The organism is Pradoshia sp. TA40_28 (assembly GCF_059694525.1).
Genome location: NZ_JCATZO010000003.1, coordinates 259,918 through 284,103 on the forward strand (window position 1 = coordinate 259,918; position 24,186 = coordinate 284,103).

The 24,186-nt window shown below is 39.1% G+C and carries 24 protein-coding genes and 1 other annotated feature; of the genes, 3 read left to right on the forward strand and 21 right to left on the reverse strand.

Translation table 11 applies throughout. The features are described 5' to 3' along the window. Positions 1-26: 26 nt before the first annotated feature. From polX to zapA, 3 genes are all read right to left on the reverse strand, one after another. Positions 27-1,742: a DNA polymerase/3'-5' exonuclease PolX gene (gene polX / locus AC58NB_RS05355; protein ID WP_497425791.1), complete on the reverse strand. Its 1,716-nt coding sequence runs from the start codon at positions 1,740-1,742 to the stop codon at positions 27-29. 107 nt (positions 1,743-1,849) lie between these two features. After that, on the reverse strand, positions 1,850-2,392 hold the full coding sequence (locus AC58NB_RS05360; RefSeq protein WP_497425792.1) for a CvpA family protein: 543 nt from the start codon (positions 2,390-2,392) through the stop codon (positions 1,850-1,852). Positions 2,393-2,399: 7 nt separating this feature from the next. Then, complete coding sequence (zapA, locus tag AC58NB_RS05365) at positions 2,400-2,654, reverse strand: cell division protein ZapA (protein ID WP_497425793.1); 255 nt, start codon at positions 2,652-2,654, stop codon at positions 2,400-2,402. Between the two features lie 171 nt (positions 2,655-2,825). On the opposite strand from zapA, the gene rnhC reads away from it, so the two are divergent. Both rnhC and AC58NB_RS05375 read left to right on the forward strand, forming a co-directional pair. Then, complete coding sequence (gene rnhC / locus AC58NB_RS05370) at positions 2,826-3,779, forward strand: ribonuclease HIII (protein WP_497425794.1); 954 nt, start codon at positions 2,826-2,828, stop codon at positions 3,777-3,779. A 588-nt stretch (positions 3,780-4,367) separates the two neighbouring features. Continuing rightward, the gene (locus tag AC58NB_RS05375) at positions 4,368-4,994 is read left to right on the forward strand and encodes a hypothetical protein (protein WP_497425795.1); all 627 of its coding nucleotides are present in this window, start codon (positions 4,368-4,370) and stop codon (positions 4,992-4,994) included. Between the two features lie 608 nt (positions 4,995-5,602). Here AC58NB_RS05375 and pheT read toward each other — a convergent pair. The 3 genes from pheT to AC58NB_RS05390 form a co-directional block, all read right to left on the reverse strand. Further along, positions 5,603-8,017, reverse strand: a complete 2,415-nt coding sequence (gene pheT, locus AC58NB_RS05380) for a phenylalanine--tRNA ligase subunit beta (RefSeq protein ID WP_497425796.1) — start codon at positions 8,015-8,017, stop codon at positions 5,603-5,605. 22 nt (positions 8,018-8,039) lie between these two features. Further along, on the reverse strand, positions 8,040-9,077 hold the full coding sequence (gene pheS / locus AC58NB_RS05385; RefSeq protein ID WP_497425797.1) for a phenylalanine--tRNA ligase subunit alpha: 1,038 nt from the start codon (positions 9,075-9,077) through the stop codon (positions 8,040-8,042). Positions 9,078-9,457: 380 nt separating this feature from the next. Further along, a complete protein-coding gene (locus AC58NB_RS05390; RefSeq protein ID WP_497425911.1) occupies positions 9,458-10,189 on the reverse strand; it encodes a TrmH family RNA methyltransferase in 732 nt (243 codons plus the stop codon). A 129-nt stretch (positions 10,190-10,318) separates the two neighbouring features. Here AC58NB_RS05390 and sspI point away from each other — a divergent pair, with 129 nt between their 5' ends. Further along, positions 10,319-10,528 carry a small acid-soluble spore protein SspI gene (gene sspI / locus AC58NB_RS05395; protein ID WP_497425798.1) on the forward strand — a complete coding sequence of 70 codons (210 nt, stop codon included), beginning with the start codon at positions 10,319-10,321 and terminating at the stop codon, positions 10,526-10,528. 58 nt (positions 10,529-10,586) lie between these two features. Here sspI and AC58NB_RS05400 read toward each other — a convergent pair whose 3' ends face one another. From AC58NB_RS05400 to ytaF, 15 genes are all read right to left on the reverse strand, one after another. Beyond that, entirely contained in the window at positions 10,587-11,675 is a 1,089-nt protein-coding gene (locus AC58NB_RS05400) for a M42 family metallopeptidase (RefSeq protein ID WP_497425799.1), read from the reverse strand. 269 nt (positions 11,676-11,944) lie between these two features. Then, positions 11,945-12,628, reverse strand: coding sequence for a TVP38/TMEM64 family protein (locus AC58NB_RS05405; RefSeq protein ID WP_497425800.1), 684 nt, complete (start codon positions 12,626-12,628; stop codon positions 11,945-11,947). Continuing rightward, positions 12,588-12,860 carry a DUF1294 domain-containing protein gene (locus tag AC58NB_RS05410; protein ID WP_497425801.1) on the reverse strand — a complete coding sequence of 91 codons (273 nt, stop codon included), beginning with the start codon at positions 12,858-12,860 and terminating at the stop codon, positions 12,588-12,590. Before AC58NB_RS05410 ends, AC58NB_RS05405 begins: the two co-directional genes overlap by 41 nt. 60 nt (positions 12,861-12,920) lie before the next feature. Further along, complete coding sequence (gene rplT / locus AC58NB_RS05415) at positions 12,921-13,280, reverse strand: 50S ribosomal protein L20 (protein WP_066108802.1); 360 nt, start codon at positions 13,278-13,280, stop codon at positions 12,921-12,923. A 32-nt stretch (positions 13,281-13,312) separates the two neighbouring features. Continuing rightward, positions 13,313-13,513 carry a 50S ribosomal protein L35 gene (gene rpmI, locus AC58NB_RS05420; RefSeq protein WP_049669916.1) on the reverse strand — a complete coding sequence of 67 codons (201 nt, stop codon included), beginning with the start codon at positions 13,511-13,513 and terminating at the stop codon, positions 13,313-13,315. A gap of 22 nt (positions 13,514-13,535) precedes the next feature. Continuing rightward, on the reverse strand, positions 13,536-14,039 hold the full coding sequence (gene infC / locus AC58NB_RS05425; protein ID WP_497425912.1) for a translation initiation factor IF-3: 504 nt from the start codon (positions 14,037-14,039) through the stop codon (positions 13,536-13,538). A 66-nt stretch (positions 14,040-14,105) separates the two neighbouring features. After that, positions 14,106-14,236 (reverse strand) — a sequence feature (ribosomal protein L20 leader region). 316 nt (positions 14,237-14,552) lie between these two features. Next, on the reverse strand, positions 14,553-16,481 hold the full coding sequence (thrS, locus tag AC58NB_RS05430; protein ID WP_497425802.1) for a threonine--tRNA ligase: 1,929 nt from the start codon (positions 16,479-16,481) through the stop codon (positions 14,553-14,555). Positions 16,482-16,854: 373 nt separating this feature from the next. After that, positions 16,855-17,709, reverse strand: a complete 855-nt coding sequence (locus tag AC58NB_RS05435) for a putative sporulation protein YtxC (protein ID WP_497425913.1) — start codon at positions 17,707-17,709, stop codon at positions 16,855-16,857. Positions 17,710-17,967: 258 nt separating this feature from the next. Beyond that, a complete protein-coding gene (dnaI, locus tag AC58NB_RS05440) occupies positions 17,968-18,909 on the reverse strand; it encodes a primosomal protein DnaI (protein WP_497425803.1) in 942 nt (313 codons plus the stop codon). An 18-nt stretch (positions 18,910-18,927) separates the two neighbouring features. Then, positions 18,928-20,304, reverse strand: coding sequence for a replication initiation and membrane attachment family protein (locus AC58NB_RS05445; RefSeq protein WP_497425804.1), 1,377 nt, complete (start codon positions 20,302-20,304; stop codon positions 18,928-18,930). Between the two features lie 72 nt (positions 20,305-20,376). Next, positions 20,377-20,835, reverse strand: coding sequence for a transcriptional regulator NrdR (gene nrdR, locus AC58NB_RS05450; protein WP_497425805.1), 459 nt, complete (start codon positions 20,833-20,835; stop codon positions 20,377-20,379). A gap of 163 nt (positions 20,836-20,998) precedes the next feature. Further along, the gene (speD, locus tag AC58NB_RS05455) at positions 20,999-21,379 is read right to left on the reverse strand and encodes an adenosylmethionine decarboxylase (RefSeq protein ID WP_497425806.1); all 381 of its coding nucleotides are present in this window, start codon (positions 21,377-21,379) and stop codon (positions 20,999-21,001) included. A gap of 298 nt (positions 21,380-21,677) precedes the next feature. Next, complete coding sequence (locus AC58NB_RS05460; RefSeq protein ID WP_497425807.1) at positions 21,678-22,706, reverse strand: glyceraldehyde-3-phosphate dehydrogenase; 1,029 nt, start codon at positions 22,704-22,706, stop codon at positions 21,678-21,680. A gap of 183 nt (positions 22,707-22,889) precedes the next feature. Continuing rightward, positions 22,890-23,486: a dephospho-CoA kinase gene (gene coaE, locus AC58NB_RS05465; RefSeq protein ID WP_497425808.1), complete on the reverse strand. Its 597-nt coding sequence runs from the start codon at positions 23,484-23,486 to the stop codon at positions 22,890-22,892. Between the two features lie 16 nt (positions 23,487-23,502). Further along, the gene (ytaF, locus tag AC58NB_RS05470; RefSeq protein ID WP_497425809.1) at positions 23,503-24,141 is read right to left on the reverse strand and encodes a sporulation membrane protein YtaF; all 639 of its coding nucleotides are present in this window, start codon (positions 24,139-24,141) and stop codon (positions 23,503-23,505) included. Positions 24,142-24,186 lie beyond the last annotated feature (45 nt).

The following is a 24,186-nucleotide window of genomic DNA, read 5'->3' on the forward strand; positions in this document are numbered from 1 at the left end:
AGAAAGATCCTCCTTACCTTTTTCTGTTAGTCTCTACCGAGGAATCTTAAAAAGTCATCCTCCGATTGAGTGTTTAATACGGTTTCTTTCTTTAACCAACCACGCTGGGCATTCGCTACACCCACATCTATATTCTCCAGCATATCAATGCTGTGTGCATCTGTATTAATAATGATCTTCACACCGGCATCCTGAGCTTTTTTAACATTCTCCGCTGCTAAATCAAGACGATTGGGATTTGCATTTAACTCAAGCGCTGTATTGGTTTCTTTAGCCAGTTGAATGAGTAAATCCATATCCACTGCATAACCGTCTCTGCGCCCAATAACTCTGCCTGTTGGATGTGCGATAATATCTACGTGTTTATTTCTTAATGCTGTTTTCAAGCGTTCCATAATTACTTCCTGCGGCTGTGAGAAAGAGGAATGAATAGAAGCAATCACAATATCCAATTGTTCCAGGATCTCATCATCAAAATCTAAGGTTCCGTCTGGAAGTATGTCCATTTCAATCCCAGATAAGATCATGATGTCATCATATTCCTCATTCAATTTCCTGATTTCTTCTTTTTGTTTCAGAACTCTCTCAGGTGTCAACCCGTTTGCCACTTTTAAATATTGAGAATGATCGGTAATTGCCATATAGCGGTATCCTTTGGCACGACAAGCCTCCACCATTTCCCTTAATGTATGGGAGCCGTCACTCCAGGTCGTATGCATATGAAGATCACCTTTTATATCCTCCAGAGAAATCAAATCATAATCAGCATGAAACTTTTCAATTTCAGTTCCATCTTGTCTAATTTGCGGAGGAATATAAGGCAAGCCAAAATGGCCGAATAATTCTTCTTCACTATCAAATGTTTTTACTTCCCCAGTTTCTAAATTCTCAACGCCATATTCGCTTACCTTTTCACCGCGTTCTTTCGCTAATTGTCGTAAACGTACATTGTGGTCTTTAGAACCGGTAAAATAGTGCAATGCTGTTGCAAACTCAGCTGGCTTTACCATTCTGAAATCGACTGCAATTTCATAATCATATGCTAAAGCAAGAGACACCTTAGTATCACCTGCTGCAACAATATGGTCAATATTTGTAAGGGAAAGGATCTGCTCCTTCACACTTGATGGATTGTCCGTCGCTATAATGAAGTCCAGATCTTTTATCGTCTCGCGTCCACGCCTTACACTGCCGGCTCTCGAAAAGCGAATAATATCTTCCATTGCCTGCAGTTTCATTTCGATATCTTCCACAATCGGAAGCATAACAGCCAAAGGCAGACGATCTGGTTTGGTCCCCATTGTTTTAATGGCTTCTAATATATTTTCTTCAGACTTCTTACCAAAGCCGGCCAGTTTACTGACCTTCCCTTCCTCACAAGCTTTTTGAAGTTCTTCAGCATTTGTTATATTTAGTTCTTTATAAAGCTTGGCAATCTTCTTTCCACCAAGGCCTTGCAGACGTAGAAGAGGAATTAACCCTTTCGGCACTTCCTCTTGCAGCTCTTTGAGTACCTCTGAGGAGCCTGTTTCGATATATTCTGTAATGACAGCTGCTGTTCCTTTGCCAATACCGCTCAATTTTGTAAAATCATCTATCTCAGTCAAACTTCGCTCATCCACTTCCAGCGCCTGTGCCGCTTTCCGGAAAGCAGATACTTTAAATTGGTTTTCTCCCTTTAATTCCATATATATGGCTACTGTTTCCAATAATTTTATGACATCTTTTTTATTTACGCTCATATCTGGCACCTACCCGTTTATTCATTTTAAAAGATACCTATACCCCTCATTATATACAAGCTAAATTCAGATACTAAAAAGAATGACTTCCCTGTTGGAAGAGGAAGTCATGAAAATGGATGGAACCACAACTTTGTTACCCAATCAGATAAGAATGGAGTGTCCATAATAATTGTTTTCGCTAAAGAAGAGTTTTGAATCATATTTTGCAAGGATTCAATAGGCAGCATAGCAAGAATAAATAGAATAATAAACGCACCTAAATAGGTTTCTACAAAACCTAAAGCCCCGCCCGCCAATTGATTAAATTGTCGTAAAAGAGGCAAATGTGCAAGAAAGTCCAGCATGGATCCTATTATTTGCAAGACGATTTTAACAGCTATAAATAAGATGAAAAACGCAATTGCATTATAGAAGGCTGAGTCTAAATCACCTATATTGAACAGCATGTTAAGGGTCGAATCAGAATCTGCAGATGATGGAAATGGGACCCACATTTCAAGCTTCGGACCAAGATCTTTATAAAATAATTTAGCTACTACCAAGGCAATAATAAAACTTAACAAGTGAACGAGCTGTAAAATCAGTCCCCTTCTTAAGCCAATAAAAAAACCCATGGTCAAAGCTATTAATATCAATAGTGTAACCATAATATCCTCATTTCTTCTGTTGTTTTAATTCTAATTCTAATCCTTCAATTTTCTCTAATAACTTATAATATTCATGCATGGCATTAACCGCAGTTAATACAGCCAATTTTGTCGTATCCAAGTTCGGGTTTTTTTGACCGATTTCGCGCATTTTATCATCCACCGAGTGGGCAACTTGTCGTAAATGAAAAGTTGATTCATCCCCTACAATGGTGTATTGTTGTCCATATATCTCAACGTTTACCCTGTTTTTATCAGACAAGGTGATTGCCTCCAATCATAAACATAAAAATCCTGTCTACTATCATAACATGAAAACCAAATTCTTGGTATTACTTGATAAAAACTACTATCATTCATAAAAATATCATATACATAAAGTTCCGTCCTTTTATTTGAAAGGACGGAATTTTAGCTAAAGAGGAGTAGAAAAATGGCGAATACTGTTATTGTTGTATCAAAAGAAACTCTCTTAAAAATGAAGGCCCATTATATTGATTCTCTAGTACCCAAAACACCACCCGGAGCGGTTTTCTCAGCTAAACGGAATGGAATGACGATAACTGGCTATCAATCAGGTAAGGTTTTATTCCAAGGAGCTGTTTCTGATTCAGAAGTAAGCAAATGGAGTAATGGAACAGTCAGTGCTACTAAAAAAAATTCACCAGTTAAAAAAAGAAGTGTATCCGACCATATCTATCGGCCTCCCCATACAATCAATGAGTTAAGTATTATTGGAACGGATGAAGCGGGAACTGGCGATTACTTCGGTCCGATAACAGTTGCAGCTGCCTATGTTAGCAAGGAACACATTCGGGAACTTGAAAACATGGGAATACGTGATTCCAAAACAATACGCGATCCACAAATATTAATCCTCGGTAAAAAAATTACAGGGATGATCCCATACAGTCTGCTTGTGCTAAAAAATGAGAAGTATAATAGCCTGCAGCAAAAAGGGATGAGCCAGGGAAAAATGAAGGCCATGCTCCACGAGCAAGCCATCACCCACTTACTAACCAAATTAGAAGGAACAAAACCAGACGGTATTCTCATTGACCAATTTTGTGAACCCGATATTTATTTTCGACATACCAATACGAACGGAAAACGTGAAGTGCCTTTATATTTCAGTACAAAAGCGGAAGGTATATCCACAGCTGTTGCGGCCGCATCCGTCATTGCCCGCTATGCTTTCTTAAAGCATATGGATCTTCTTAGCGAGCAGGCAGGAATGACCATCCCAAAAGGAGCCAGCTCAAAAGTCGATGAAACTGCTGCTGTCTTTATGGCTAAAAAAGGAGAAAGCCAATTAAACGCCTTCGCTAAACTCCATTTTGCTAATACAGAAAAGGCACGAAAACTCGTAAAACGAATCGGACTATAACCAAAGACTCGGCCAGAAGCATGATTGCTTTAGGACCGAGTTTTTTTATGCTGAAATTGATTAGAAACGATTTTTCCAGGTCCTGGATAGGCTGTTTTTTCTAAAAACTAACATCGGATAGACAGCTTGAACTGATCTTACAAATAATCGAGCCAACTTCAACCATAATCCAGCCAATCTTGGTTGAAATCCAGCCGATCTCCACCTGATTCCGGCCGATTCAACTCATAAATCGGCTAATCGCCTTATAGAGAGATAAAAACCACCCTGCATATAGGTAATTTCATATCATGGATCCTTTTTAGCTGAAAAATTAATCTACACAACCCTGCTTTATGATATCTAACTTCAAATAGACGGCTATCGAGCCGAACTTACAAATAATTGAGCCAACTTCATCCATAATCCAGCCAATCTTGGTTGGAATCCAGCCGATCTCCACCTGATTCCGGCCGATTCAACTCATAAATCGGCTAATCCTCAACCATTTAGTAAACTCGATTAAAAACAAAGTAAAACTTACCAGTTTACTGCCTTGCTTAAGGGGAATAAGAAAGCGAATTTTTATAGGAAAGAGGTAAAACAGTAATGGAGAATGTGGTGGTAAGTTTTTTTAAGGTTGAGAGTGAAGCCTACCAGGCTTTATCTGAGCTAAAAAGAAGTCATGTACTCGAAAAAGATTTTGTCCTCTCACAAGCAGTTTTACTAAAGAAAGTTGATGGGGAAATTATTGTAAAAGACGGCTTCAATACTGGCAGTCAAACAAGTGATGATACCCTGTTAGGCGGACTTATTGGAGGGGTTCTCGGATTACTCGGCGGCCCAATTGGCATTCTATTGGGTATGGGTATAGGTGCGGGCTTTGGTTCCTTAATAGATTTAAATGATGCTAAGGCTGAGGATGGTTTGCTATATACTGTCTCTACAAGAATGAAAGAAGGAGATATAGCAGTGATAGCAGTTATACAAGAAGAAGAGGAATCCTCCTATAATAAAATAATCAATCCATATGATACAGTTATTGTCAGATACCGCGCGAGTACTATTCAGGATGAATTAGATCATGCCCGTCGAGTACAGAAAGAATTAGAACACGAAGCAAAGCTAAAAATGAAAGAAAAGCGTTCAAAAGAGCGACGTGAAAAAATCGAACAATATAGCACTAAATTTAAAGAGGAATTCAATCAAATTAGAGAAAGGCTCATTGTAAAATAAAAAGAATGCGATCCATTGGCTTTTTTTTGTAAACCTCGATTTGAATGGTTCGGTCGTCTAAATTTACATAAACAAAAAAAGATTGCTGTTGCAGCAATCTTTTTTTATTGGATGTATCACTCCATAATTAGGGGGAGCTGACTATCATCTCTAAACGCCTATAAGAATAGGTCACAAAGACGTTGCCACACAATGTGGCGTCCTTTAGTCTTTGTTCCTTAGTACAGTCGTCTCAGCCTTTCGGCAGATCCAGCTTCTAGGCCTAGGAGTTCGGGACATAAGCATAGCCACTACGGGGGAAATCTCCCCTTCGTGCCTCTGTCTTATGCTCCTCGCTTCTGGGCGAGCCGTTTCAGCTTTTTCAAGTGATCCAGCTTCCGTGGCTAAAAGCTCGGGATATAAGCATAACCTCTGCGGGGGAAACCGTCCCCTCCGAGCCTCTGTCTTATGCTCCTCGCTTTTGACCAAAGCATTTCATCTTTTCGTCAGATCTAGCTTCTACTCCTAGTCCCTCGAGTCATAAGGATAGTCACTGCGGGAGAATAACACTCCCTACGTGACTCTCTCTTATGCTTTTCGGGCCTGAACAGTCGTCTCAGATTTTCTTGTTACCCTCTCAATTGTGCTCCTGCTTTTTCTTCTACTGCTGAGAGGACTTTGTTGTGGGCTTTGGTTACTTCTTCGTCTGTTAGTGTTTTTTCTGGATCGAAGTATTTTAGGGAGAATGCTAATGATTTTTTGCCTTCTTCCATTCTCTCTCCTTCGTATAAGTCGAATAAGTGGACTTCTTTTAATAGTTTTCCGCCCGCTTCTTTGATGATCGTACTGATTTCCCCTGCTACCGCTTCGGAATTTACGACTAACGCAATATCACGTGTTATAGATGGGAATCTTGGGATAGCGGTATATTGAATTGGTTCTTGTTCTACAGTTAATAGTTTTAAAAGAGACAATTCAAATACATAGGTTTCTTTTAAGTCTTCTTTTTTTTCAACTTTCGGATGGATTTGACCAACGAAACCAAGTAACTCTCCATCTAAAAGCAATTCAGCTGTACGTCCTGGATGCATTCCTTCTATAACCGCCTGTTTCCATTCAATACGTTGCTCTACACCTAACTTGCGGAATAAACCTTCAAGGATTCCTTTTACGACATAGAAGTCTACTTTCTTCTTCTCTCCTTGCCATAAATTCATGTTCCATAGACCTGTTACTGCACCTGCAAGATGTTCTTTTTCTTCCGGAAGCTCTGCTTCAGACGTTTTAAGGAAAACAGCACCTGTTTCATAAACAGCCATATTTTCATTTTGACGCGCTACATTATGTTTTAAAACATCCAGCAAACCAGGAATCAGGCTCAAGCGAAGTGTGCTTCTTTCTTCACTCATTGGCATTGCCAAACGAATACTTTCACGTTGCTCCAATGTATACATAGTTGCTTTTTCAGCAGATGTTAAAGAGTACGTAACATTTTGCATTAAACCGGCTTCTTCCAAATAACGGCGTACAACGCGGCGCTTCATTTGATAAGGAGTTAATACACCTGGTTTTGAAGCACTAACCGGTAATGTTTTTGGAAGATTATCGTATCCGTAAAGCCTTGCTACTTCTTCAATAATATCTTCCGGAATCGTAATGTCTCCACGACGTGTTGGTACAGTAATAACAAATTCTTCTCCATCCACTTTCATTTCAAATTGAAGGCGCGTTAAAATATCCTTCACTTCGTCCACAGATAAAGATGTGCCCAGTACCTTATTAATTTTTCCAAGACTGATGCTAATCACAGCTTCTTCAATCTTCATATCATTAAATTCTGCTTCACCTTCAAGCACTGTTCCGCCAGCAAGCTCTGCGATTAATTCAGCTGCACGCTCTCCTGCTGCACGTACGCGATTTGGATCCACGCCTTTTTCAAAACGAGCACTTGCTTCTGAACGTAGGCCAAAGTCTTTGGAAGCTTTGCGTACAGGACCACCTGCGAAATAAGCTGCTTCCAGTAATACAGTTGTTGTTTCATCTACAACCTCAGAATTTGCTCCTCCCATCACACCTGCAAGAGCAATAGCTTCTTTTCCATTCGTAATGACCAGATGATCATGGCTTAACGTACGTTCTGCTTCATCTAGTGTTGTTAGCTTTTCACCTTCCTGAGCCATACGAACGACGATTTCCTTAGATTGCAAACGGTCATAATCAAACGCGTGCAATGGCTGACCATATTCAAGCAAAATAAAGTTCGTAATATCAACCACATTATTATGTGGGCGTATGCCGCTCTTCATTAATCGGCTTTGCAGCCATAATGGAGATGGACCAACTTTTACATCTTTAATTACTTTCGCAATATAAAGAGGATTTTGTTCAGGTGCATCTACTTTCACCGTCACATAGTCTTCTGCTTTCTCAGAGCCTGTTTTTACATTTACTTCAGGTAATTTAACTTCTTTACCCAAAATAGCAGCTACTTCATAAGCTACACCAAGCATGCTTAAGCAATCAGAACGGTTTGGTGTTAAACCCAATTCAAGGATATGATCGTCCAATCCTAATTGTTCAAGTGCATTCGTACCAGGAACAACATCTTCTGGGAATACAAAAATACCTGTGCTGAATTCTTTTGCCACTACTTTAGCTTCAATCCCTAGCTCCTGCAAGGAACAAATCATCCCGTGGGATGCTTCGCCGCGTAGCTTGCTCTTTTTAATTTTAAAGTTACCCGGTAAAACAGCCCCTACTTTTGCGACAGGAACTTTTTGTCCAGCTGCCACATTTGGTGCTCCGCACACGATTTGAACAGGTTCTTCTTCACCGATATCCACTTTACATACACTTAATTTATCCGCATTAGGGTGTTGCACTTTCTCAAGTACATGTCCGATTACCACATTTTGAATCACTTCAGCAGGAGATTCTACACCCTCTACTTCAATCCCGCTGCGTGTAATTTTTTCTGCCAACTCATTGGCATTGATTCCATCTAAATCAACATAATCCTGTAACCATCTATATGATACAAACATCACTTTTCCTCCTATCTAATTCTTACTCGTGACGATGAAATTGATTTCCGAAACGTACATCATTTGTATAGAAATGACGAATATCATCAACGCCATATTTCAGCATGGCGATTCTCTCTACACCCATACCAAATGCGAAACCTGTATATTTTTTGGAATCAAATCCGGCCATCTCCAAAACATTCGGGTGAACCATACCTCCGCCGAGGATTTCAATCCAGCCCGTTTGTTTACAAACTGAGCAGCCTTTTCCACTGCAAATTTTACAAGAGATATCCATTTCAACTGAAGGCTCAGTGAATGGGAAAAAGCTTGGACGAAGACGAATTTCACGATCTTCACCAAAGAATTTCTTCGCGAATACTTCGAGCGTTCCATTTAAGTCAGCCATTGTGATATTCTCATCTACCACAAGACCTTCGATTTGCATGAATTGATGAGAGTGAGTAGCATCATCATTATCACGACGATATACTTTACCAGGACAGATGATCTTAACCGGTCCCTTACCTTCATGCTTTTCCATTGTACGAGCTTGTACAGGCGATGTATGTGTACGCATTAAAATTTCTTCTGTAATGTAGAAGGAATCCTGCATATCACGGGCAGGATGGCTCTTAGGAAGATTCAATGCTTCAAAATTATAATAATCCTGCTCTACTTCCGGACCTTCAGCCACTGTGTAGCCCATTCCAAGGAAAAGGTCTTCCAATTGTTCCGTAATTTTTGTTAACGGATGATGGTTTCCCTTCTTAACAGGTGCACCTGGAAGAGTGACATCAATTTGCTCTTTTGCCAATTTTTGGTTAACAGCCTCTTCCTCTAATGCATGTTGCTTTTCTTCAATGGCAGATGCAATGGCTCCTCTGACTTCATTGGCAAGTGCACCGATTTTTGGTCTCTCTTCCGCAGAAAGGCTGCCCATTCCTCTTAATACCTCAGTGATAGGCCCTTTTTTCCCAAGATACGCAACACGAACATCATTCAAGCCTTTAAGATCAACAGCAACCTGCACTTTTTCCAAGGCTTCCTGCTGCAATGCTTGTAATTTCTCTTGCATAATAAAATCCTCCTATTCAAACTTTGATGAAAACCAATAAATGAAAACAACAAAAAACCCCGCCCCCAAAAAGGGACGAGGTTATCATCGCGGTACCACCCTTGTTAACGTCCTATTTGTGCAGGAACGCTCGCTTCATTCAATAACGGCATATTTGCCGGCTAACCTTTACACAAGTCTTTTGGCCTGTGGTCCCGGTTGCAGCTCCGGGGGTGAATTCACTTGTTTGCCTTATCCATAAAAACGCTCTCAGTCTCAGGCGTCTTTTTCCTGTATGGTGGTCAAACAGTTACTTAGTCCCCATCTTTGCTTTTCATCATCCAATTTTATTTACTCATTATAATCTATATTGCCGCGAGTTTCAAACGTTCATTCACTCTTTATTTCAGGCCATACATTAAAATTCCGGCTGCTACAGCCACATTCAATGATTCACTTTTTCCGTAAATAGGAATATATACATTTTGATCTGTTTTTGCTAAGAACTCTTTGCTGACGCCACTGCCTTCATTACCAACAAGAATCGCGAAACGATCTGCTTTACTAATTTCTCTGTAGGGCTTTGCTCCCTGTAAAGCAGTGCCATATACTTTTACACCTGATTGCTGTAAGTTTTCAATCCATGTCTCCAGGTTGCCTTTAAGAATGGGAATATGGAATAGGCTCCCTTGTGTGGAGCGAACCACTTTCGGGCTGTATGGATCCGCGCAACCGTCACCAAGGATAACCGCATCAAAGCCCGCTGCATCTGCCGTACGAATCATGGTTCCAATATTGCCTGGATCCTGAACACGGTCGATTAATAAAGCTGTCGAAATATCCATTTCCAAGTCTGAAAAAGTTGGTTTCTTACAAACAGCCGCTATCCCTTGTGGTGTGTCTGTATCCGCAATGGCTTTAAAAATATCTTTATGTACGGTATACAATTCAACAGCTTTCAAATCCCATGTGAGTGGTAAATCAGTACCTTCCTTTAAAATGAGTTCTTCCACTAACCCATGTGCTAAAGCCTCTTCCACTAAATGAAACCCTTCCACAAGGAACAGACCACTTTTATCTCTGTCTTTTTTTGTTAAAAGTTTTTTCCAATGCTTTACACGTGCATTTTGCATAGATTCAATATATTTCAATATGGTCACCTTCTTATTAAACGTTCTTTCATTATAGCCGAAATTCCATACATAGAAAAAGGAAAGAATAGCAAAACTAAAGTGAGACTAGAATTAGAGGAGGGAATATACATGAATTTGAATCTAAGAAATGCAATTATCCACAATGTAACAGGCAATACTCAGGATGAGCTCGAAGCTACTATTGTAGATGCTATCCAAAGCGGCGAAGAAAAAATGCTGCCAGGTCTCGGTGTCTTATTTGAGCTTATTTGGCAAAAAGCCTCCGACAATGAAAAAAACGAAATGCTCCACCTTTTAGAAAGTGCGCTTAGTAAATAATGAAAGAACGATGACGGAGCCTTCTCCATCATCGTTCTTATATTTTCAGGGCAGTTGCTTAATCAAACACAATCTTATTCACCATTTCTTGGTTCAAACGTTTAATCAGCTCGACAATAAGAGTCACCGTATTTTCATAATCATCACGGTTTAAAACTCCCGCATTGGAATGAATATAACGCGTAGGAATCGTAATCGCAATGGAGGGGATTCCTGTGCCGCTCACATGAAATGATCCAGCATCTGTTCCCCCGCCAGGTATATGATCAAATTGATAAGGGATATTCATTTCTTCTGCTACACGTACAATAAATTCTCTCAAGCCTTTATGAGTAACCAAGCTTGCATCATATAAAACGAGTCCCGGTCCGTCGCCTGCTTTCGTTAAACCGTCTTTTTCAGATAATCCAGGTGTATCGATTGCCACACCTACATCTACAGCAATCGCAATATCTGGCTGAACATAATTAGCAGCGGTTTTAGCACCACGCAGTCCAACCTCTTCTTGAACAGTTCCCACACCAAAAACAGTATTCGGATGGGTCTCTCCTTTTAAACGTTTCAATGCCTCTATCGCAACAGCGCACCCAATCCGATTATCCCATGCTTTGGCCATTAGCATTTTTTCATTTCTCATGACTGTAAATTCACAATATGGAGTAACCATATCTCCTGGCCGGATTCCCCATTCCAGCACTTCATCCCGACTTGCAGCTCCTATATCAATGAACATATGTTTGATATCTGCTGGTTTCTTTCTTGCTTCAGGCGTAAGGATATGAGGCGGCTCAGAACCAATCAAGCCCGTAATTTGTTCACCCTTGGAAGTGGTGATCGTTACACGCTGAGAAAGCATAACCTGAGACCACCAACCCCCAATTGTTTGGAAAAAGATGAAGCCTTTGTCGTCAATACGGGTAACCATAAAACCAACTTCATCAAGGTGCCCAGCAATCATAATCCGCGGACCATTAGACTCGCCTGTTTTTTCTGCAACCAGACTTCCGATTCCATCATACGTGATTTTATCGGCATACGGTTCAATCAGCCTTTTCATAACTTTTCTCGGTTCCTCTTCATTACCTGCAATCCCATTTGCGTCAGTTAACTCTTTCAGCATAGTGAGCGTATCATCAAGATGTTTCATAAAGAGTATCCTCCTTAAATATGTATCTCATTTTATATGTTTTATCTGCTTATCTTATTATTATACATAAGTCCTAAAAACTTTAGGAAGATCTCATAACCTCATTAGCCTCTATTATGATTGAATCAGCACTCTTTTAGCCTATCCTTCATACCTTCTTCTTTGTTTCGAAACCTTTATTCACGCTATAGCTTTAACAACTTTTTTCAAAGATCTCATTAAAAAAAGCCTGCCAAACTTATCCCCGCTGATAAGTTTAACAGACTGCCTCAGGTATGACTAAAGAATTCACTCCATTTGATAATAACCTTCTTTTCTCTGAGAAAAAAGAGCAGGAGAACCAATGCCGTAAGGATAATTAACATCATTGTTGGCGAGAACTTGGCAATAGAATGGCCAAATACCGTATAAAAGAATGCCAATGGAATGTTAGACCAGAAAACTGCTTTTGCATAATCAGCCAAGCCTTTACTGTTCCCAATCAAATAAAAGTTTAAGAGATGGAAATGAATAAAGGGAATCAGTCTTAAAACACTTGCCTGTTTCACATTTATCCTGCCTCCAAATTTCAACGTACGTTCATCGAGCTTTTCTAGCTTACGCTGCAATTTCGGCATTTTAATAATCATAAAATAAAATACAATTGATGATAGCCATAATCCAATTAACGATAATAGAGTGCCGAAAACGGCACCAAACAAAATCCCGCCTGCCATGCAAACAACGGCTACCGGAATAAAAATATATTGCCTTACTATATGGAAAACTACAAAGATAAGAGGCGACCAAAAACCGCCTGCCTCAATAAAAGCAAGCAACATGGTGTAGTCGTAGTCCATATTTACACCCCATTCTGCCTTACTATGATGATTAATACTTGGCTTACTTATTAATATATGTTCACTTGCATATTTATGACTGTATAGACAAAAGAATACCGACAATGATGACATCTACTATCGCCAATACAGGAAATCCCACTGTAAAAGCTATATGTTTTGTTTTATGGCGAAATAACTGCATTCCCAGAGTTCCGCCAATCGCTCCTCCAACCAACGCTAGAATCCATAACGTTTTCTCGCTTATACGATATTGATTACTTTTAGCTCGATTTTTATCTATTTTCATCGTTAATAGTAAGGCCAAGTTGATCATGATAAAATAACCTATCAGTATCGCTTTCATATTGTCCCCACTCCCCATATAAAAAGGCGCTCTCAAACCTTTGAGAAGCGCCTCTTATCATTATTTATTAAGTTCTTTTTTAGCTGTCTCTGCTAATTGAGCAAATGCTGCTGCATCGCTAACTGCAAGCTCAGCAAGCATTTTACGGTTTACTTCGATACCAGCAAGTTTCAAACCGTGCATTAAACGGCTGTAAGAAAGACCGTTGATGCGAGCTGCTGCATTGATACGAGTAATCCATAATTTACGGAAGTCGCGTTTCTTTTGGCGACGATCGCGGAATGCATATTGCAAGGATTTCATTACTTGTTGATTAGCAACTTTGTATAATGTATGTTTTGAACCGAAATAACCTTTAGCTAGCTTTAATACTTTTTTACGACGTTTGCGCGTCACTGTACCGCCTTTAACACGTGGCATATCTAATTCCTCCTAAAATTGAGCGTTCTCAATTACTTGATATTGTCTAATAGATGACGAATGCGTTTGAAATCTCCGGAACTAACCATTCCACTTTTACGTAATTTACGTTTAGCTTTAGTAGATTTGTTAGCGAATAAGTGGCTTGTGTAAGCATGGCTGCGCTTAAGCTTACCAGAACCAGTTTTTTTGAATCGCTTTGCAGCGCCTCTGTGAGTTTTCATTTTTGGCATGGGAAATTTCCTCCTCGAAACATTACTTTTCGTTTTTCGGTGCTAAAATCAAGAACATGCTACGTCCGTCCATTTTTGGCGCTGTTTCCACAGTAGCCACTTCTTTACATTCCTCTGCAAAGCGAACTAACACGCGCTGCCCGATTTCTTTATGTGTAATAGCCCGTCCTTTAAAACGTATGCTTGCTTTCACCTTATCTCCTTTTTCAAGGAACTTAATAGCGTTGCGAAGCTTCGTATTAAAGTCATGCTCGTCGATAGTTGGGCTTAAACGAACCTCTTTTAAACTAATCGTTTTTTGGTTTTTTCTAGCTTCTTTTTCCTTCTTCTGTTGCTCGAAACGGAACTTTCCATAGTCCATAATACGGGCGACAGGAGGCTTTGCGTTCGGTGCAACCAGCACGAGATCCAAATTCACGCGTGTAGCAATTTCTAATGCTTCATTGCGGGATTTAATTCCAAGCTGCTCACCATTTTGATCAACTAGACGTACTTCCCGGGCACGTATGCCTTCGTTTAAGATCATGTCTTGTTTGCTAATAATAAGCCACCTCCAAGATTTTTTAGCAAATTGTACTTCACAATGCTTTTTAACATATAAAAAAGGCCGGTGCATGCACACCCGCCCATAAAAAGACATACCGTCTGATTATATCAATTGAACCAGTTAACTACTCTAAAAAGCGTCAAACAGGTGAGAAGCGGGTGCTTCTGCTTACTTATGTGTCGTATTTAATTTGCTCACTAAAAATCATTTTAACATGTTTCGCTGTATAATGTCAATAGAAGCTCATTCGTAAATGACAACAAAAGTTATTTTATCAAATAAAGTACTCTGTGGCAAGAGGTTTTTGTATAAAGATTAAAAAGCGAGGAATCTGATAATGCTTATTTCTTTTTAACAGGCTTGTTCAACTTTTACTTCTAAACAATCGTCAATATCTAATAAGACTCTACTATTAAAGAAGCATCAAGATCCCGGTATTCCAATAAAAATAGGGATCTACCTGAATGGTAGGTCCCTATTTCTTCTAAGAAATTATTTCAATTCAGCTTTAATCATAGTCAAGAACTCATCAAATGGCATCGTTTCTGATTTTTGTTCACCATACTTACGTACGTTAACTTTGCCGTTTTCCTGTTCTTGATCTCCAACTACAAGCATGTAAGGGATTTTTAACATTTGAGCTTCACGGATTTTATAGCCCATTTTCTCATCGCGTAAATCTACTTCTACACGCAAACCTGCTCGTTGTAGTCCAGCTTCAATTTCTTTTGCATAATCAAGATGGACATCTGGAGAAACAGGAATAACCTGAACCTGAACTGGCGCCAACCAAGTAGGGAAAGCTCCTTTGTATTCTTCAATCAAGAACGCAACGAAACGTTCCATTGTTGAAACAACACCACGGTGAATAACCACCGGACGATGCTGCTTGCCATCTTCTCCAACATACGTAAGATCAAAACGCTCAGGAAGCAAGAAATCAAGCTGTACTGTGGAAAGAGTTTCATCTTTTCCAAGCGCAGTTTTCACTTGAACATCCAATTTAGGTCCGTAGAAAGCTGCTTCGCCTTCAGCTTCGTAATAGTCAAGGCCCATCTCGTCCATCGCTTCTTTCAGCATGGATTGAGCTCTTTCCCACATGGCATCATCATCAAAGTATTTTTCCGTATCAGCCGGATCACGGTAAGAAAGACGGAAGGAGTAGTTTTCCATTCCGAAGTCTTTATACACTTCAAGGATTAATGTAACGACACGTTTGAACTCATCTTTAATTTGGTCAGGTCGTACAAACACGTGAGCATCGTTCAATGTCATTCCACGTACCCTTTGCAGGCCTGCCAATGCACCGGACATTTCATATCTATGCATGGTTCCTAGTTCCGCAATACGAATCGGAAGTTCACGATAGCTGTGAATATCATTTTTATAAATCATCATGTGATGCGGGCAGTTCATCGGACGAAGAACTAACTGTTCATTATCCATATCCATTACCGGGAACATATTTTCCTGATAGTGATCCCAGTGACCGGATGTTTTGTATAGATCTACACTACCCATAATTGGTGTATAGACATGGTCATAGCCAAGTTTTTGTTCCTTATCTACAATATAGCGCTCAATGACACGGCGAATTGTAGCACCTTTTGGAAGCCATAATGGAAGACCTTGTCCAATTAATTGGGAGTTCATGAATAAATCAAGCTCTTTCCCAATTTTGCGGTGGTCACGCTCTTTCGCTTCTTCTAACAGGCGTAAATGCTCGTCCAAATCTTCTTTCTTGAAGAATGCTGTTCCATAGACACGTTGAAGCATTTTATTATCGCTGTCTCCACGCCAGTAGGCACCCGCAATATTCAATAATTTAAATTCTTTAATTTTGCCAGTTGAAGGTACATGAACTCCACGGCAAAGGTCAAAGAATTCACCTTGTTCATAAATAGTGACTGTTTCATCTTCAGGAATTGCATCGATTAATTCCAGCTTATACTCATCGCCAATTTCTTCGAATAGACGTTTCGCTTCAGCACGGCTGACTTCTTTACGTACAATGTCAATGTTTGCATTAATAATTTTCTTCATTTCTTTTTCAATTAGAGGAAGATCTTCCGGTGTAATGGAGTTTTCTAAATCCATATCATAATAGAAGCCACCTTCAATAACCGGACCTACGCCAAATTTCACATCTTTGTAAATACGTTTAACTGCCTGTGCCAATAAATGCGCTGTACTGTGGCGCAATACTTCCAGAGCTTCCGGTTGGTCCGGAGTTACAATCTCTACTGAGGCATCCTCTGTGATTTCTCTGCGTAAATCATACAAAGCACCATTTACTTTACCTGCAATTGCTTTTTTCTTTAATCCAGAACTAATGGAAGAAGCAATTTGCTCAGTTGTGATTCCAGATTCAAATTCCTTTACCGCACCATCTGGAAATGTTATTTTAATCATTTCAGCCATGTGAGCCACTCCTTTTTTCTACATAATAAAAAGCCCGTCCCTTAAAAATATAAGGGACGAGCTATCGCACACTGCATAATAAACCCGCGGTTCCACCCAAATTCCGGCGCTGATGTCCAGCTGTTCCGGCACTTGTATCTTTTAACGGAGTTCCCGTCAGCCAATAATCACATTATTGTTTTCCTGGCTGAAGTTCAAAGGTGGTAAGTATTTCAAGTCTATGAGGAAGCTTGCAGCCACTGGCTCCCCTCTCTGTACACAGCTTTTTAAAACACTCATATCCTTATCGTAACCTATCGATTATAAAACTTGTATGTAGGTTATTATAAAAGCTAATGAGGACAAAAGCAAGATTGATTCTTTTTCTTTTTTATTATGAACGTTCTTCTACCTGTTTAACCTGCTCATAAAAATAACTCATACGGAATAAAAGAATTCTTTCTTCAAAAATCTTTCTCAGCGTCGCGATAATTCGATTATCTTCATCATCTGCGTATATATGAATTCGTTTTGGGGCTAGCGAAACAAGTGGTGCGATGGTATTTGAATCTATAAACATCGGATTCTCCGCCATCAATTTACGGTCAATCGCTTTTAGGATATCTTGTTTTGAAATCCGTTGAAAATGATGATTATAAAATTGAAACTCCTCATGGTAGACTAAATGAATTTCCTCAACCTGTGCATCCCGCTCTCCAATTAACCCCCTCAATACAGAGATAAATTCCTGATAATCCTGTTCGAGTTTGTATTCGTCGATAGCATATCCAACCAACGAGACAAGCGATGACTGAATATCCTTAAAACGAAAATTCCATAATGATTGAAACGAAAAGTCGATCTTCTGTTCAACTACTTGTCGCAGGAGTACCTTTACCTGATCTTTAAGTTGATCTGGAAGATAATAATCTCCGCAATAGGCAGCTTCACCATCCCACATGAGCAATGCCATTTCTGCAATTTGGCCAATTTCATCTTCATCCTCATAGAAATATCGTTTCCGAATCACATCCCGAATTTTATATTCTAGATGATAGGTAGAGAAAAATGTATATAAAGCCTCAATGAGTGCATGACAAAAAATTTCCTCTTGATCCGGATCCCAAAGAAAGGAGACAGACTTTTGACCATCTTCATTAACAGAATAAATTGCCTGTCGAATAAAAAAATCGTTTTTCTTAAATCGAATCTGCCAAGTATTCTGTTCTTCCTGTGAATCAAAATACATCGTAAGCAACCCTATCCCTCCAGACTATCGGAACTCCTAGTTTTATATATATGGGACAGGGCAATCCTTTAGAATGAATGGATAAAATTAGATGAAATAAAAGCATCAAGACAAATGGATATAATTTCTTCATCTTTTCGTTTAATTTGATTTAATTTATAACAATGGGTTTACTCATAATTTATCGGTCAGCGAATGACAAAAAGAAGAGGCAGTCCGTTTGGCGGTCTGCCTCTTTGATCATTTTTCATTTTACTTTTAATCTCTGCGATTTTTGCCGTCCATTTCAATCGGAACCGTCAAATTACGGATTCGCTCCATAATTCGTTTCCCTTTAACCCGTTCTTCTTCTCCACGCTGTGAATACGTGAAATGATGTTCCAATTCTTTGATATTGAAATTAGAAGTAAAGAAGGTTGGAAGGTTCTCATGCATTCGGTATTGAAGAATAGGACCCAAAACATCATCACGTGACCAAGCACTCATCGTTTCGGCTCCAATATCATCAATCATCAAAACAGGAACATCCTTTAAAGCATCCACTTTTTGATTATAGGAATTTTCCGCGAATGAGCCTTTTAATTCTCTTAAATATTCCGGCCAATACACGATATGGGACGATACACCTGCTTCAGAGAGTGCATTTGCAATGGCCCCAAGCAAATAGGTTTTACCTACCCCAAATTCACCATATAAATAAAGACCTTTATGCCGAACACCATTTTTATAGGAGTCAACAAAATTCTTCGCCTTTTCAACCGCTTCTACACGTGCTTCAGTCGTAAAATCATCCCAAATTAAATTAGAAAAAGAAGCTTCCACAATTTCTTTTGGAACATGGCTGGCATGAATCAGCTTACGCAGCCGATTTCTCTCTTCCTGTATCCGTTTTTTATGACAAGGTTCATAGGTAACATCAATCCGCTTTCCTTGAATAAACAAACGCGGAGTATGCCCCGAAATAATATTTTTACATTCGGATAAAGACGGACAGTGATCACATGTCTTTGTTTGCATCGAAAACTCATAGAGCTTATTCATACTCTTCTCAATCATGTCGCTTGTCAGCTCGCTGCTGTGTTCATTTATAAATAAACGGACATCGGGATCTTTTAAGACGATATTCCTCATTTCATCCATTCTTTTTTGAAAGCTTTCACGATTTCCGAGTCTATTTAATGCATCCTGTATATTTCTCATCACTGCACACCTCCTGCTTTATTTAGTATTTTCGTTTTGTAATTTTTCCTTTAATTTTCTTACCCGCTCAGCAATTTCGCTGGACTGGGCAACCGGTTCTTTCTTCTTCGTTTCATCCAGCCATTCAGGAATGATTTCCTTCCTGCCACTATTCGTTGGACGGCGTGTAGATTTATTTGTCTTCGTTTTCTTATCCTGAGCCCAGGTTTGATATTTCTTATGTTCACTCAATGCGGTTTCATACGCTTCACGCACAGTCGTGATATTTTTTCTTGCCCAATGCGATGCAATTGTTTCCACATAATTTGGTTGCAATTTCATATCTGATTTTAACATGACATAATGCAGAAGGACATTGACTACACCCGGTGGAAGCTTTTGATTGACCATAACTTTTTCTACTAAGGCCAGGTCATTGTCTGAAGGCATTGCTCCTTGTGAAAGACTGACTAAAAATTCCAATGGAGAAGTCGTTTCAAAGGTATATAGCAAATGTTCCTCCGGTGTTTTTGGCTCTACGATCGTACGCTCATACTCTGGCTGTTTCCGTTCAATCAATGTTGGCATTTCCTCACCGTGATTAATGTGGAAAAATTCTCGAGCACAGTTTCTAAGCTCGTCTATATCAATTTCATTATGTTCATTTTGGCATCTTAAAATCAATTTGCTCATATCAACCACGCTGATTTTATATAAGAAAGAGAGCATCGCAATAGCTTCAATCACATTGGGAGTAAATGCTTTTCTAGATATAAAACTATTTTTAAGAGTGGCGAATAATAATTCGAAATCGAATTGTTCAATGAAATTATGCGTGTAACCCGGTGGTTCTTTTGAAAAGAACTGAGTTTTTGCATCTGACTCTGGATTGACCATTTCTCTTGGATTGCGAAATTCTGATGCGAAAACCTCGCTGAATGACTGGGTAATCTCCTCATAATCGTCCGGAATTCGTTTATCCGCAAACATGGAGAGCAGTCGTTCATAATGCCTGGATTCAAGCTTTTGTTTCAGATAAATAGGCAGCAAATCATCATGAAAAAACTGGTCCGGACTTAAAGGGCACAAGATTTCATAAATAAAAACATTTCCTTCAGGCGTAGCCTTTTTGTATGTCTTTAACAATCCAATTCCCTCAAGCCTTTTACGATATTGAAAGATCTCATCCAACGGCAGACCCAGTACATCCATTAACCAACGGTGTGTCGTTTGTTTGGAGTACATATTACCTGTATTCACTTCATTTAATAAGGTCAAATACAAAGAAACAGCCAATCCTCCAACTAATGGCTGATATAAATATTGAATGGATTTATGATCCATTTCCGATAATTTTTCTTTATATAATACGACATATCTATCTTTAGGATTTACAAACATCCATGAAAATTGCATTGTCTACAAACCTTTCGTACTTCAGGGTTTTATAGTTGAAAAAAGAGCTAAAGAAACTGTCTTCAGCTCTACTTAATCCTCTTTTTTAATTAATTCTTTCAACTCATCAATGAACACATTTATATCTTTAAATTGGCGATATACGGAAGCGAAACGTACATAGGCAACTTCATCCACCTCTGCCAGCCGATCCATAACCATTTCACCAATTAAATCACTTTTTACTTCAGAAAATCCCTGATTTCTTATTTCTTTTTCTACCTCTGTCGTAATTTCTTCCAACTCTTTTAAGGCAACATGTCTTTTTTCACAAGCTCGAATCAAGCCTCTTAATATTTTTTCTCTGCTATATTCTTCCCGTGCGCCATCTTTTTTTACAACAATCAACGGTATTTCTTCTACTTTTTCAAAAGTTGTAAAACGGTAACCACAGGATTCACATTCTCTTCTTCTTCGTATGGAACGTCCTTCATCCGCAGGGCGGGAATCCAGCACTCTTGTCCCATTATGTTGGCAAGTTGGACATATCATATAGATTAGCACCGTCCTTTTCTATAGTTCTATCTTATTAAAACAAATCAAATAGGACAAGTCTGTTTGCATAAAATGCTATTTTTTATCCTGAAAGTGGTTATTTACACATAAAAAAAAGAGATGCAAAAACATCTCTTTTATACTCTCTATTACTCATCTATTATAAAGCTTTGGCAAGAACTGGACTGACAGCAACAGGACCCATGCCACGAGGAATCTCAATAAATTCTCGTGTTTGTGCGTTTAAAGACTCAGCGATGTAATCAGCAGCTACATTTGGATCCAAATCCCCACATGTATATACATCGATACTGGCATACCCATGCTCCGGGAAGCTATGAATGGTTAAATGCGATTCAGAAATAATAACTACTCCACTTACACCCTGAGGAGCAAACTTATGAAAAGCTACTTCTCTAACTTCAGCTCCCGATCTTAGAGCTGCATCTACGAATATTTGTTCAATTTGATTAACATCATTCAATTTAGATAAATCACAGCCCCATAGTTCAGAAATGACATGACGACCTATTGTTTCCATGTTCCATTTCCCCCTTTAACATTTAAACGAATTTTGATTGCCTTCGTTTCTGGCCAATACTACCACGGGGGAAAGTTAGTCCTGAGAGGTCCTAACCCTTTAAGTAGCACTGCCAGGATGATGAAGTTTACGAGATTTAGTATATATGGTTTATATTTCAATTGCAATAATACTCTTCAATATTAGTTAATAATTTCCACTAAAATAAAAAGTTTTTTTATCCTATTACAATCGTCCAAACAGAAAAGGCCTGTGTCGCTAAAGAGCGCACAGGCCTCAATCGGAAATTCTTCCGTATTTAACTCACCTTTACCTTGTTCTCCTGAAGCAGTCGAGCCACATGATTTACTAATTCCACGACACGACATGAGTAACCCCATTCATTATCATACCAGGCAAGTACTTTCACTTTATTTGCACCAATGACTATTGTGGAAAGGGCATCTACAATAGCAGAATGCGAGTTAGTATTAAAGTCGACTGAAACAAGTGGTTCTTCGCAATACTGTATAATACCGGCCAAGGAGCCTTCAGCAGCTGTTTTAAATGCTTGATTGATTTCATTAACAGTCACTTCTCGTTTGAGATCAACTACTAAATCTACTAAAGAGACATTTGGCGTAGGCACTCTTAATGCCATCCCATGCAATTTTCCTTTTAACTGAGGAAGAACAAGCGCCAGGGCTTTGGCCGCTCCCGTGGTAGTAGGAATGATACTTTGTGCACATGCACGCGCTCTACGTAAATCTTTATGCGGATTATCAATATTATTTTGATCATTTGTATACGAATGTATAGTCGTCATCAATCCATTATCGATGCCAAATTGTTCGTCCAACACTTTTGCAACAGGTGCAAGGCAGTTGGTTGTACAGGATGCATTGGAAATGACATAGTGTTTATTAATATTCAAATCATTTTCATTCACACCCATTACAATGGTGATGTCCTCATTTGTACCTGGAGCTGTTAATACGACCCGTTTCGCACCGGCATTTAAATGAAGAGCTGCTTTATCACGATGATTAAATTTACCAGTAGCCTCTATTACAATATCAATCTCGAGCTTTTTCCATGGCAGAAACTCTGGATTACGATTATTAAGTAAAAGAATTTTCTTCCCATTTATCAACAAATGATCATCCATAGCACGTACATCACCATTAAATGGACCATGATTTGTATCATATTTAATTAAATGTGCCAGTGTTTCAGGCGGATAACTGGCATTAATGGCTACAATATCAAGATGCTCATCCAATACAGCCTTTCGGAAGACCATTCTGCCGATCCGACCAAACCCATTGATAGCAACTCTTGCATTCATTTCATTTCCCCCTATATAAGTTATACTTTTCGCGTAAAATCATGTAAATAGTATAACACATTAAAAGAAATACCGCATAGTTATAACACCCATTATTATCCATATTATAAAGCTTTTAGTTAAAATATACAAAAAAAGGCTATCTAAAAAGGAGATTTTCTCCTTTAGATAGCCTCGTTATATTCAAATACCTAATTGTTTAATCAGCTCATTGAGTTGCTCTTCAGTTTCACAGAATGGCCCGTTATTATCTACGATATAATCAGCCAATTCTTTCTTATCATCAATTGGTATCTGCGCCTTTATCCTAGCGAGTGCTTCTTCCTCGCTAAAATGATCCCGCTCCATTACTCTTTTTAATTGAACTTCCGGCTTTACATACACTAGAATGACACTCTCTACCATATAGGTCAAATTACTTTCATACAATAATGGTATATCCAAGAAAACCAAATCTGCTCCCTGATGCAACGCTTTTTTCGTTTCTTCGATCATCCATTTTCTTACTGCTGGATGAACGATTTCATTTAACATTTGACGTTTTTCGGAATCAGAAAAAACAATCGAACCTAATTTTTTCCGATCTAATGTCCCATCGGATAAACAAATGCTTTTCCCGAAAACCTTAATGACTTCTTCCAATGCCGGCATACCGGGCTCAACGACTTTTCTTGCTGCGATATCTGCATCAATAACAGGGTAGCCTTTGGAAATAAGCCATCTGCTGACACTGCTTTTTCCACTGGCAATTCCGCCTGTAACTCCGATTATTTTCCCCATATCATTCCATTCCCTATTAAATTATTTTGGTTAACCCAAGAAAAATTAGTACGAATCCTGGAATAAAAGAAAAGACTTTCGCCATAAATGAATCCTTAAGATATTTACCCGCCTTAATCCCCAATGTCATTAATAAAGCACTCATTCCAAAACAGAGGATTACTTGAATAAACAAAGGGTAATGAAGAATGCCAGCACCTATTCCAGCTCCAAATCCATCCAACGATAGAGCTAAACCAAGAAAGAAAGCTTCTAATCCAGTAATGGTGCCTGAACGATCAAAATCGGCACTTAATGGCTTTTTAAGTATATGAATAACCAGCCCGATAGACTTTATCTCCAGCTGAAACAAGGTTCTTTCATCCACATATGGACAAGGCTCTTCATTCCGCTTAAAGTAACTCGTAAGCGTCCATATTCCCAGTCCCAGTAAGATTATGCCTCCCAGCTTTCCAGTCCAGGATTGTGCCATAAAATGCTCACTTAATGATCCCATCAACATGCCGAATGCCAAGCTTAATGCTGAGCACCCGGCAATGATGAGGATGGAGCGAAACGGTATACTCACTTTTCGCATTCCATAGGTCATTCCTACCCCGCAACTATCGAGACTTACGGCCAAGGCCAATAACAAAATTGAAGCTATGTGCTCCATTCATAGGGGCTCCTTTCCATACTCAATACCCTACTATATGAAAGG